Source organism: Saccharothrix sabaoui (genome assembly GCF_051756985.1).
Taxonomy (GTDB): domain Bacteria; phylum Actinomycetota; class Actinomycetes; order Mycobacteriales; family Pseudonocardiaceae; genus Actinosynnema.
On record NZ_JBPKJK010000219.1, the window covers coordinates 1 to 12,443 of the forward strand.

9 protein-coding genes are annotated in these 12,443 nt (G+C 73.8%); 2 read left to right on the plus strand and 7 right to left on the minus strand.

The annotated features are described in order from the left end of the window. Positions 1-1,539: poly-gamma-glutamate synthase PgsB (gene pgsB, locus ACR807_RS38145; RefSeq protein ID WP_438926390.1), on the minus strand; the 1,539-nt coding region annotated here is incomplete at its 3' end. After that, positions 1,536-3,806: a HAMP domain-containing protein gene (locus tag ACR807_RS38150; protein ID WP_438926391.1), complete on the minus strand. Its 2,271-nt coding sequence runs from the start codon at positions 3,804-3,806 to the stop codon at positions 1,536-1,538. The genes ACR807_RS38150 and pgsB, both read right to left, overlap by 4 nt. 239 nt (positions 3,807-4,045) lie before the next feature. Here ACR807_RS38150 and ACR807_RS38155 point away from each other — a divergent pair, with 239 nt between their 5' ends. Beyond that, entirely contained in the window at positions 4,046-4,906 is an 861-nt protein-coding gene (locus ACR807_RS38155) for a hypothetical protein (RefSeq protein WP_438926392.1), read from the plus strand. Between the two features lie 90 nt (positions 4,907-4,996). Further along, positions 4,997-7,465: a CapA family protein gene (locus ACR807_RS38160; protein ID WP_438926393.1), complete on the plus strand. Its 2,469-nt coding sequence runs from the start codon at positions 4,997-4,999 to the stop codon at positions 7,463-7,465. Positions 7,466-7,585: 120 nt separating this feature from the next. Here the strand turns inward: ACR807_RS38160 and ACR807_RS38165 are convergent, their stop codons facing one another. The 5 genes from ACR807_RS38165 to ACR807_RS38185 all read right to left on the minus strand — a co-directional run. After that, on the minus strand, positions 7,586-9,112 hold the full coding sequence (locus ACR807_RS38165; protein WP_438926394.1) for an FAD-binding oxidoreductase: 1,527 nt from the start codon (positions 9,110-9,112) through the stop codon (positions 7,586-7,588). Between the two features lie 126 nt (positions 9,113-9,238). Continuing rightward, the gene (locus ACR807_RS38170; protein ID WP_438926395.1) at positions 9,239-10,111 is read right to left on the minus strand and encodes an LLM class flavin-dependent oxidoreductase; all 873 of its coding nucleotides are present in this window, start codon (positions 10,109-10,111) and stop codon (positions 9,239-9,241) included. A 12-nt stretch (positions 10,112-10,123) separates the two neighbouring features. Beyond that, the gene (locus tag ACR807_RS38175; protein ID WP_438926396.1) at positions 10,124-11,473 is read right to left on the minus strand and encodes an aminotransferase class V-fold PLP-dependent enzyme; all 1,350 of its coding nucleotides are present in this window, start codon (positions 11,471-11,473) and stop codon (positions 10,124-10,126) included. Further along, a complete protein-coding gene (locus ACR807_RS38180) occupies positions 11,458-12,225 on the minus strand; it encodes an SDR family NAD(P)-dependent oxidoreductase (protein ID WP_438926397.1) in 768 nt (255 codons plus the stop codon). Before ACR807_RS38180 ends, ACR807_RS38175 begins: the two co-directional genes overlap by 16 nt. Continuing rightward, positions 12,222-12,443: sulfurtransferase (locus ACR807_RS38185; protein ID WP_438926398.1), on the minus strand; the 222-nt coding region annotated here is incomplete at its 5' end. The genes ACR807_RS38185 and ACR807_RS38180, both read right to left, overlap by 4 nt.

Genomic DNA, 12,443 nt, shown 5'->3' on the forward strand with positions numbered 1-12,443 from the left:
CGCCGGGTCGATGAACCGCGTCTCGGCCGACGCGGCGCGGCGCGGCCGGTCCGCGGGCACCCGGTGCTCGGTCGCACGGGGACGCGCCGGGGGTTCCTGTCCCGCCGGTCGGGACGGCCGTGCGGCGTCACCCGTCCCGCGCGGCGGGACGGGGTGCGGTGGCCTCCCCGGTGCCGGCCGCGCCCCGCCGGCCCCGGCCGGGACGGGTCGCGGCGGGACGGGGCCGGGTTGAACGGAGCCGGGCGGGACGGGCCGGGGCGGGACCGGGCGGGCGGTGCGAACGGACGGGGTGTCGGCGACCGGCGCGGGTCGGGCCGCCGGTCGCGCGACGGGTTCGCCCCCCGCGTCCGGCACCTCGTCCGCCGGCGGTTCCTCCAGGTGCTCGACCGCTTCCAGGAACACCTCGCCCTGGCCGTGGATGTTGCCGATGGCCACGAGTGACGCGGTCGACTCGATCTCGGCCAGGACGGCGTCCAGCAGCTCCTGCGGGCTCCGCGCCCCGCCGAGGTCGGTCACCCGGTCGCGCCACTGCTCGTCCACAGTGGACAGCGCGCTGCGGGTCGGTTCGCCGATGAGCACGACCCGGTCGGGGTCGATGCGCGCCACCAGGGCGCCCATCTGCTGGTTGCGCTCCACGCGGTCCGGCCGGCAGTTGATGACCACGTGCAGGGGGCGGCTGATGGAACCCTGCTCCAGCAACCGCTCGATGTTCATCAGGGTGGACTCGGGGTCGTTGGCGGCGAAGACGTTGGCCAGCTTGATCCGCTTGTCGCCCGCGACGCGGGTGTGCACGGACAGCACGCCCGGGTCCGGTGGGGCCGACCACATGCCCGTCAGCGCCGAGCGCCGGTTCACGCCCAGCAGCTCGGCGACCTTGAGCGCGATGGCGACGTTCTCCTTGAAGGTGACCCAGGTGAAGCCCGCCATGTCCTCGTCGGTGACCGACTCCGGGTCGACCGCGATCAGCTCGCAGTCCCGCCTGGCCGCCTCCTTCTCCAGGATGTGCAGCCGGTCCACCTCGGCCGTCACGCACACCCCGCCGACGGGCATGGAGCGGCTCAACGAGCGGGCGACGTCGTCGAGGGTGGGGCCCATCTCGGCGAGGTGGTCCTCGCGGACGTTGCACAGCACGCCGATGGTGGAGCGGATCAGCTTGCTCTGGTTGATCTCCTGGAGGTCGGGCATGACCGCCATGCACTCGATCACCAGCGCGTCGGACCGGTAGGCGGCGGCGCGGCGCACGATGCCGATCTGCTCGACGACGTTGGCGATGCCCCACTTGCGGTAGACGGGTTCCTCGCTGCCGTCGGGGTGGATGAAGCGGGCGGCCGTGCCGGTGGTCTTGGCCGTGGTGACCAGTCCCCCGCCGCGCAGCGCGCCCGCGCACAGGCGGGTGATGGAGCTCTTGCCGCGGATGCCGTTGACCAGGACCCGGTGCTCGATGCTGTTCAGCTCGGCGAGGTGCTTGCGCTGCTCGGCCACGCCCGCGATGAACATGCCGCCCGTGAGGAGGACGAAGACGACGTAGAGGTAGGTCACGCCGAGCCCTTCCCGACCCGGTCGCGGGGCGTGCGGGAGGCCGCGCGCACATCGGCGCGGGCATCAGTGCGGGCGTCGGCACGGGCATCAGTGCGGGCATCAGTGCGGACGTCGGCGCGCCGGGCGGGCCGGCGGGGCGGCGGGGTGTGCGCCGCGGGCTTCTCCACCGGCTTGAGGAACTGGGTGGGGTCGGTGGCCGCGCCCTTCGGCCGGCGCACCTCGCCGAGGCGGTCGGGGCCCTGGGTCACCGCCTGCCGGCAGATCTCCAGGCACGAGGCGATGGTGCCGACCTCGTCGTGCCGCTGGGGGTAGATGACCGACTTGAGGTCGCCGCGCACGAGGGCGTCCGCGGCGCGGGAGACCCGGCGCAGCGGGCCGAGCACGGAGAACAGCAGCCAGCCGTAGCCGAACAGCGCGATGAGCGCGGCGATCAGCGCGACCAGCTTCGCGTGGCGGCGGACGTCGTTGACGGGCAGGGCGAGTTCGGCGCCGGGCTTCTCCGACACCACGGTCCAGCCGAGCCGGCCGACCTCGCCGCCGAGCACGGCGGCGGCGGAGACGACACCGGGGCCGTCCTCGCCGGGCTGGACGTCGCCGACCGGGCCGCCGCGCTGGGCGCGGGTGGCGCCGTCCCGCAGCGCCGGGTCGGTGACCTGCTCGAACGCGATGAAACCGTCCGTGGCGCTGATGGTGCGGAAGTCGCCGTCGACCAGGCGGGCGTGGCCGGGCACGTGGCCCAGCAGGGTGCCGAGGTGCTCCAGGTCGAACTCGCCGATCAGCGTGGAGCCGCCCTCCAGCGGGACCTCGGCGAAGATCACCGGCACGCGGCCCGCCTGGTTCTGCTGGCGCAGGCCCGCCCCGGTCGCCGGGGGTTCGCCGATGCGCAGCGGCGGGCGCCCGACGGGCTCGCCGGACCGCCCGGAGCGGTCCACGAGGTAGAGGCTGCGGTAGCGGGTCTGGTCGGCCATCACCTGCTCCAGCGCCGCCCGCAGCGCTTCCGGGGTGCCCGCGCCGGCGGCGACGGCGGAGAGGTCGGCCAGGCCGTCGTTCATGCTGCGGCGCAGGGCGTCGGTGGCCTTGGCCGTCTGGGCGCGCAGGCCGGCGACGACGCCGGCGGGGATGTCCACCTCGGCGGGCCGGAAGGCCACGAGCATGCCCGCGGACCAGGCGAAGACCGAGAGGGCCAGCACGCCCGCGGTGGCGCGGGCGGTGACGCGGCGCCCGGTGACCGGCCGGCCGTCGCCGCTCCCGCCGGTCAGGCGGTCCAGGCACAGCTCGGCCGCGGCGACGACGCGGGCCACCTCGGCGGTCCGGGCGGGACGGACGGCGGTGTCCAGGTTCCCGGAGGCGAGGGAGAGCAGGTCGGCGCGCACGGCGAGGACGGGTCCGGTGAGCACGCGGCGCACGACCACGAACCCGACGACGGCCAGCAGCGCCAGGAGCACGGCGGGGACGATCCCCGAGGTGCCCGGCGAGCCGCTGTGCAGCGGGCCGTCGGCGACCGCGACCACGGCCAGGTCGAGGCTCTCGGGGCTGCTCGACGGGGCGACCCGCACGTGGGCGTAGGTCCGCCGGCCGCGCTCGCCCGGCGCGCCGAGCAGCACGCCGGCGCCGGCGGTGGACGCCTCGGCGGCCTCGGTGACGAGGCGTTCGACGTCCGGGGTGCGGCCCTGCGCCAGCGGGCCCGTCGCGGCGACGACCCGGCCGGCGAGGGTGGTGATCAGGAAGGACTGGCCGAGGGTGTCGTCGGCGTCCGGTTCCGGCAGCCGCACGGCCGTCGTCGCGGTGAGCAGCCGCCCGCCGGGCAGTTCGGCGGTGACGAGGAGGACGGGTTCACCGCCGGGGGCGACCGCGGAGGTCACCACCGCGCCCTCGACCGCCGCCGGGACCGACTGGACCGGGACCTGTTCGCCGCGTGCGGCCAGCAGCGAGCGGCCGGGGTCGGCGAGCACCGCCGCGCCGCGCCACCTGCGGTTGCGCAGCAGCGCGTCCAGCACCTGGTCGGCTCCGCCGGCGGCGTTGACGGACGCGGTCCGCAGCTCGGCCAGGCCCTGGTTCGCCGCCGCCCCGATGGAGCGGGCCGCGCCGAGCGCGATCTCCTGCTGGGAGTCGAGGAACGCGGCCGGCACCTCGTCGTCGCCGCTCGTGCTCAGCAGCACGCCGGTGGTCGCGGCCAGCGCCAGGAGCAGGACGAGAAGCAGCGCGGGAAGTGAGCGGACAGTCGCGGGAAACGCCGTTTCCGGTAATTGCTCCTGAAGGCGACGCACCCGGACGTCACCGACGGTAACTTTTTTGTGGCGCACGAAAAATTCTCCGACCCATCACCCGTAAGGAGAAGGGCGCGCCCCCGATCGCGCTACCCCCGTTGATACAGCCCGTAGATTGTGCACCACGGAAGTCGTCAACACCTAGTCCGATGGAGTTCAACGGTGCGTCGAACGAGCAAAACCGGTTACCATAGGTGAGCAATATTCTATTACCGCGTCGCTTCCCGTTTTTTCTCGCCGTGATCAGCATCTCGCTCGCCGGCTGTTACGCGAACGGCATTTCCGACGATGCGCCGCCGACGGTCGACCCGGGCGCGGGGATCGCCGAACGGGTCACCGCCTTCGCCGGCGCACCGCGCGAGGACGCGCCCTACCGACCGCCGGCGCCCGAGCAGCGGCGGGCGTTCGCCGAGGCGCTCGCGGACCTCGGCGCCACCCCGTCCGGCGCGGACGACGCCCTGCGGTCCCTCGGGTTCGCCGTGGCGCGCGCCGTGGACGAGGGCACCGGCCGCCCCTACGCCCTCGCGACCACCGGGTCCGACACCGAGCGCGGGTGGGGCCTGTACGTGGTGGACCTGTCCCGGCCGGTGCGCGTCGCCGTGCAGGTCCCCCACCCCGCCAACGACCTGCGCACCGCGGAGATCGGCCTGGACCTGTTCCGCCGCGTGCCCGGCGCCGTGCTCTCCGTCGCGGGCACGCACCGCCGCGCGGCGAACGGGGCGGGCGACGCGGCGCACCGCGCGGACACGATGTTCCACGCCGCGGCCGAGCGGCACTCGCGCGACCGCGTGCCGCAGGTGCAGCTGCACGGCTTCGACGACGCCAGCCTCCCGGGGGCGGACCTCGTGCTCTCCCCCGGCGCGGCGCGGGAGGACCCCCTGCTGGAGGAGGTCGCCGACGCCCTGGACGAACGGCTGCGCGTGTGCCGGGCGTGGGCGCGCGACTGCGGCGACCTGGAGGGCACCCGCAACCGGCAGGGCGTCACCGCCGCGGAGCACGACGCGTTCTTCGCGCACGTCGAGGTCAACCGCACCACCCGGGACTCCCCCGACCGCTGGGAACCCGTCGTCCGCGCCCTCGGGCGGGCCCTGGACCGCTGACACCCCCGACTCCCCGACTCCCCGACTCCTCGACTCCTCGACTCCTCGACACCCGAGCGTTTTCTCGTTACCACGAAAGGGTTATCTGCTGTGGGCATCATCGGCACGTTGAGACACCGGTGGCCGTGGGTCGCCATCCCCCTCGTCTTGGCCGTGGCCGCGGGAGCCGTGGTCCACGCGGTCAGCGACACCGACTGCGACGGCTGCCTCCGCCCCGCGGGCGGCAGCAGCATCGCCGTGCGGCTCAAGGTCCTCGACGAGTCCGGCGAACCGCTGGAGGGGGCCACCGTCACCGTGCACTCACCGCTGGGCACCCCGGTCGCGCTGACCTCCGACGACGACGGCGTGGTCGAGGCACCCGAGCTGCCCGGACCCGCCACGGCCGTCGTGACCGCGGACGGCCACCTGGCCGAACCCGTCCCGCTGGGCTGGTCGGACTCCGGCAAGGAGGTCGACGTGACGCTGTTCTCCCGTAGTGGCGGCAGGTTCGCCGTCCACTCGGCGGGCGACGTGATGTTCGGCAGGCGCTACGCAACACCGGCCCAGGAGGAGTCCAGCGGGCGCGCGGAGCCGCTGATCCCCGCCGACGACGCCGCGGCCGGCGCGGAGGACGTGGTGTCCGCCATCGCGCCCGCCTTCGCCGCCGCCGACTTCCGCACCGCCAACGTGGAGACGGTCATCAGCGACAAGCCCGCGGGTGCCGCCTACCCGGGCAAGCGCTACATCCTCCAGTCCGCCGGCCCCACCGTGGCGGGCCTGCGCGCGTTGTCCACGGACCTCGCGGTGCTGGCCAACAACCACTCCCGCGACCTGCTCGACGCCGGCGTGGCCGACACGCGCGCCGCCCTGTCCGGCGCGGGCATCGCCACCGTGGGCGCCGGTGCCGACGCCACCGAGGCCACCGAGCCGCACCGGCGCGAGGTCGCCGGCACGGGCGTCTCCGTGCTGGCCTACACCAGCGTGGACGGTTCGTTCGTCAACGAGAGCTTCCCCGCCGCGAGCGCGCGACGACCCGACGACGTCGCGGAGTCGGACCGGTGGCAGTACGACACCAGGACGTGGGGCTACCCGGCCGCGGGCGTGCCGTCCGCGCCGCGCCGCGTCCGCGAGGCGTGGGAGCGGTTCAGCGCGGCCGAGGAACGCGCGTCCGACGAGCAGGTGGCCGGCATGTGGGCGTCGCTGGCGGCCGTCTACCCCGAGGTGCAGGACTGGGTGGCGCGACGCGGCCACGGCGGGGCGGCCCGGTGGGACGCCGAGGCGTCGACCGAGCGGATCAAGCAGGCCGCGGCGACGTCCCCGCTGGTGATGGTCCAGGTGCACGCCGGTTTCCAGTTCCAGGAAGCGGCGTCGGACAACATGCGCGACATCGCCCGCAAGGCGATCGACGCGGGCGCGGACGTCGTGGTCGCCCACCACCCGCACGTGCTCCAGGGGGTCGAGTGGTACAGGGGCAAGCTGATCGCCTACAGCCTCGGCAACTTCGTGTTCGAGCAGAACTTCCTGGCCACCTTCGCCAGCGCGTTCCTGCGCACCGTGTGGGAGGGCGACACCCTGCTGGAGGCCAGGCTCTTCCCGCTCGAACTGGTGGACTACAAGCCCGTGCCGGTCACCGACTCCGCCGCCGAACGCGTCCTCGCCCGCGTGTGGGAGCGCAGCACGCTGCCGCTGGAGTCCTACCGCGACGACACCGGCGCCGTCCGCACCCGCCCGAACGGGGGCGGCACACCGGCGCAACTGGTCCTGGAGCGGCACACCGGCCGCCTGGTCACCGGTGCCCCCGCCCGCCGCGCCCAGGAGCAGGACGTGGCGCCCGGCGCGGTGGTGGACCTCCCCGTGACGGCGTCGGAGCTCGTCAAACCGACCGGCGGCGACGCCATGGACATCGGGCGCGACCTCTACGGCTGGGGCCACTTCGAGGACGAGACCGCCGACGCAGCCGTCAGCGAAGCCGTGCACTGGAGCGTGAACAGCAAGCGCGAGGGCACCCGCCCGGGTGACGCCGCGCAGGGCCTGCGCGCCCTGCGCCTGGAGGTGCGCGACGGCGACTCGGTGCAGAGCAGGCCGATCGCCCGCATCCCCCTGCCCCGCCACCGGGCCTACGAGGACAAGGGCGGCAAGGCCGTCCCCACCGACCCCGAACCGTCCTACTCCCTGGTCACCGAGGTCCGCCGCTCCTCCACCGCGACCGCGGAGGTCCGCTTCGACATCTACCACTTCGACGACAGCAACCCCGCCGAGGACCCCACCTCGGAGGTCGTGGCGACCCTCACCAGGCCGGTGGACGTCCCCGCGGACGGCCGGTGGCACCGGGTGGTCGTCGACCTGACCGTGCCCGAGCTGGACAGCGGACCGTCGACGGGCAACATGGTGATGCCGTACCTGAAGGTGACCGGCTCCTCCGCCCAGCCCGCGTGGGTGGACGTGGACGAGCTGCGCTTCGTCGAGTGGCGTGACGCCCGGGGCGTGGCGAGCGCCCACGGTGCCTTCACCCTCGCCCGCAACCGCGGCACGAGCGCGACGACGCTGCCCTACGAGGTCCTGTCCCCCGGCACCCCCTGAGCCGACCGGCGGCACGCCCGGGCCCCGGTTTTCGGCACCGCACCGGCGTCACCCGTTCCCGGCGTGCACCGGGCGCCGGTCACCCCCGCGGCGACACGGGGGTGACCGGCGCCGGCCGGATCAGGGCAGCCGGACGGACTGGCCGTGCCGGAACGTGTCGCGCGGGTCCCACCGGCGCTTGACGTCCTGCAACCGGGCGTAGTTCTCCTTGTAGTACAGGAAGTGCCACGGCACGCCGGAGGTGTTGAACCGTGGGTCCCCGAGGTCGACGTCCGGGTAGTTCACGTAGCACCCGTCGGTCACGTCGTCGGGCACCGGCACACCGCCGGTGCCCGCGTACACGGCCGCGTAGGAGTCCCTGGCCCAGCCCGTGTTCTCGTCGTCGTCGGCCGGGTCGCCCCAGAACACCTGCCACTGCAGCTTGAACGCCGAGTCGCGGTGCACGGAGGCCGTGGCGCCGGGGGCGACCGAGTTGATGCGCCCCCCGTAGGACGTCAGCTGCACCGCGGCGGTGGGGTTGGCGTAGTCCTCCCGCGCCAGGTGGTCGAACAGCGCCCGGAGTTGGTCGTCCGGGAAGGTCCCCCGCATGAACGCCGACTTGTACTCGGCGCGCAGGGTCGGGTCGTTCAACGTGCTGTTCGTCGTCCCGATCATCCGGATCGCCTGCAACCAGGGTTGTCTCCGGGCCTGCGCGAACTGCGGCATCGCCGGCAGGTCGCCCAGCGGCGCGACCAGGGCGCTCGGCGTGGCGGTCACGCCGCTGCCCACCCGGTCCACGTAGTCCGACAGCATCCGCTCGGCCCCCGGCGCCGACGCGTCCACCAGCGCGAGCATCCCCAGTCGCCCCGCCGACCGGTGCGTGAGGACGAGCTGGCTGATCAGGGCGCGGGCGGGGTTGTCCGGGGCCTTGTTCTCCACGTGCCAGTCGGCGTAGTTGCGGGTCAGGCGGTCGAACTGGGTGCGGCTCAGGTCGTCCCACGACCAGCTGAGCGCGCTGACCAGCAACTCGGCCGGCGGCCGGGGCAGCAGCCGGCTCGGGTCGTGACCGGTCGCGCCCGGGGTGCGGAACCAGTAGCGCGTGACCACGCCGAAGTTGCCGCCCCCGCCACCGGTGTGCGCCCACCACAGGTCGCGGTTCGGGTCGTCCCGGTCCCGCGTGGCGATCACCGCGCGGGCACGGCCCCGGGCATCGACCACGACGACCTCCACCGCGTACAGGTGGTCGACGACGAGACCGTGCTGCCGGCACAGCGGTCCCCATGCTCCCCCGCTCACGTGGCCGCCCATGGCCACCGAGTAGCAGAACCCGGCGGGTACGACGACCCCCCACTCCGAGTAGGTCGTCTGGTACGTCCTGAGGATCGTGGCGCCGGCCTGGACGGCGACAGCGCGCCGGTGCGGGTCGAAGCACACGTCGTCCATCCGCGACATGTCGAGCACGACCTGGACCTCGGGGTTGAAGATGAAGTCCTCGTAGCAGTGCCCGCTCGACCGCACGGCGATGCGCTTGCCCCGGTCGACCGCGTCCTGCACGACGGCGACGACCTCCTCGGTCGAGCCGACGACGTGCACGGACTCCGGTGTGCCGACGTAGCGCTGGTTGAGCCCGCTGACCAGGTACGCGTACCTGGGGTCCTCCCTGGTCACCGCGGTCGTCCGAGCGGTCCCCCCTCGTCCGGCCACCACCGGCGACTCCCCCGCCGGTGACGCCGTTCCCTGCGGTAATGCCGTTCCTCGCGATACCACTGTTCCCCCTTGGTGCTGATACCGCTGTTACTCGCGAAGGCTCGGGATGAGCTCGCGGGCAACGCGCTCGAACTCGTTCCGGTGGTCCTCACCGGGCCAGTCGAGCACGAAGTCGGTGATGCCCAACCGACCGAACCGGTCGAAGACCTCCTCGTAACCGTGTCTCCCCCACTTCGGGTCCCACGGTCCGAAGATGGTGTACGAGCGCCTGATCAGCGCCGGGTCGCGACCGGCGTCGGCGGCGATGCGGTCGATGGTGCGGGTCTGCGCGGCGGTGGCGCGCAGGACCTCCTCGGCGGTCGCGCCGGGCGGGCCGTGGGTGTTCCAGACGTCGGCCAGTTCCGCGGCGACCCGCAGCACGGTGGGCGACTGCCCGCCGAGGGTGATCGGCGGTCGCGGTGACTGCACCGGGCCCGGCGCGGTCGCGACGTCCTTCACCCACAACTTGGAACCGGAGTGGCTGTAGGTCGGACCGGTCGCGCGGAGCAGCCCGTCCACGATCGTCACGTAGTCCGCGAAGCGGACCATCCGCTCCCTCGGAGACCAGGGTCGCTCCCCGACGCTGTAGTGGTCCCAGTCGAACAGGCCCGCGCCGATGCCCAGCTCCAGACGCCCCCCGGACAGGTGGTCGATCGCGACCGCCTGCCTCGCCAGGTGCGCCGGCGGGCGCAGGACCTGATTGGCGACGAGCGTGCCGATCCGGACCCGCCGGGTGCTCACCGCGGCGGCGGCGAGCACCGCCCAGCTGTCGTGCCAGGTGTTGCGCCGGTCCCGGAGGTCACCGCTGTGGTCCGGGACGAAGACCTGGTCGAACCCGAGGTCCTCCAACCACCGGAACCTCTCGACCAGCGTGTCGAACGGCTGGTCGGGGTAGAGCATCACACCGAACTTCCCGGACATCCCCATCCTTCGTCAGCTCAAGAACTCGGGCGACGGCCGCGGATCGGGTACCGGCGCCCACCCGTGTGCCTGTTCCCGGTACCTCCACCGGGGGCCGGTCTCAACGATGTCGCGCAACGCGTCGAGGAACCGGTCGACGTGCTCGGTCGTGGTGCCGATCCCGATGCTGGCCCGCAGCGCCCGGCCGGGGTTCCCGCCGCTCGTGTCGCGCACCATGGCCCGCACCGCCTGGTGGGCGCAGAAAGCACCGTCGCGGACGCCGATGCCGTGCTCGGCGGCCAGCGCGGCGGCCACCAGCCGGGGGTCCGCCGGCGCGTCGACGCTGAACGACACCACACCCAGGCGCGGGTGGTCACCGTCCCACATCCGGAGTTGGCGCACGCCGGGGATCTCGGCGATGCCCTGCCGCAGCCTGATCGCGAGTTGCTGCTCGTGCGCGGTGATCGCGCTCCAACCGACGGTCGACACCGTGTCGCAGGCGACCGCGAGCGCGTGGGCGCCCACCACGTTGGGGGTGCCGCCCTCGTGCCGGTGCGGCAGCCCCGACCAGGTGACGCTCTCCACGCCCCCTTCCTCCGCCACCAGCGCGGTGGCGCCGCCGCCGAGCAGGTACGGCTCGGCGGCGGCCAGCCAGTCGCGGCTGCCGACCAGCACGCCGGCGCCGAACGGCGCGTACAGCTTGTGCCCGGACAGGGCGACCCAGTCCAGGCCCCAACCGGTGGCGTCGATCGGTCCGTGCGCGGCCAACTGGGCGGCGTCGAGGACGGTGCGGGCGCCGTGCGAGCGCGCCACCTCGACCAACCGCGCCACCGGCCACACCTCGCCGGTCACGTTCGACGCCCCGGTGATCACCACGAGCTTGGGTCCGCGCGGCGCGGCGGCCAGCGCCTCCTCCAGGCGCGAGACCGCGTCCACCGCCCCGGTGGGCATCCCCAGGCGGCACACTCGCGCGCGCCGCCACGGGAGCAGGGCGGCGTGGTGATCGGTCGAGAACCTGAAGACCGTCGTGCCCCCCGGTAGGGCGTGCCCGAGCAGGTTGAGCGCGTCGGTGGTGTTGCGCGTGAACAGCACGGTGGCGTCCGGCCGGGCGCCGACGAACCCGCGGACCGACGCGCGCGCCCGTTCGTAGACCCGCGTGGAGACCTGCGAGGTGAACCCCGCCCCGCGGTGCACGCTGCTGTACCAGGGCAGCAGTCGTTCCACCGCGAGGCGCACGTCCACCAGGCACGGCGTGCTGGCGGCGTAGTCGAGGTTCGCGTACGGCACGCTAGCCCCGGTGACCAGCGGCACGCGCAGGTCCGCGCCGACGACGCCCGGCAGGGTGCCGGCCAGGACCGGGGTGGCTTTCACCGCGCTGTCCACCCGCCGTCCATGACCAGCACGGACCCGGTGAAGAAGGCGGCCTCGTCCGCGGCGAGGTAGGCCACCGCCGAGGCGGCTTCCTCCGCGGTGGCGATGCGCCCCAGCGGGTGCATGGAGCGGAACAGGCCCGCCATCTCCTCGTCACCGCCCACCGACCCGCGGTACATCGGCGTGTCCACCGAGGCGAGCGCGAGCGCGTTGACCCGGATGTTGCGCGGCGCGTACTCCAGGGCCGCCGCCTTGGTCAGGCCGATGACCCCGTGCTTGCCCGCCACGTAGGGGCTCACGCCCATGCCGAGGCCGACCAGGCCCAGTTGGGAGGCGTTGTTGACGATCGTCCCGCCCCCTCGTTCGAGCATCGCCGGGATCTCGTGCCGCATCGAGAGGAACGTGCTGGTCAGCACGGTGGCGATGGTCGCGCTCCAGGTGTCGGGCGTCTGATCGGCGACCATGCCCGGGGTACCGAGCGAACCTGCGTTGTTGAACGCGATGTCCAAGCCGCCGAAGTGCTCCCGAGCCGCGTGCACCGCGCGCGCCAGGTCGTCGTCCACCTGCACGTCGGCGCGCACCGCGACCGCGGCACCACCGGCCTCCTCGATCTCCTTCGCCACTCGGTCGAGCTCGTCGGTCCGCCGGGCCGCGAGCACGACACGGGCGCCCTGCGCCGCCAGCACCTTGGCCGCGGCTTCCCCGATGCCCGAACTCGCGCCGGTGACCAGCGCCACCTTGCCGTGCAGTCGTCCCGTCGTCACCGGTTCCGCCCTCGATGGGTGCGCTCGACCGGTACCCCGATCAGCGATCCGTACTCCGCCCAGGAACCGTCGTAGTTCCTGACGTCCGGGCGTCCCAGCAGTTCACGCAGCACGAACCAGCTGTGCGCCGATCGCGCGCCCACCCAGCAGTAGGTGATCGTGCCCCTCGCGGGCTCCAGGTCGGCGTAGAGCCGTTCGAGCTCCTCCCGCCCCTTGAA

Coding starts and splice junctions, on each gene's coding strand:
- ACR807_RS38170 (WP_438926395.1), bottom strand. CDS start 10,111: ATGTCCGGGAAGTTCGGTGTGATGCTCTACCCCGACCAGCCGTTCGAC.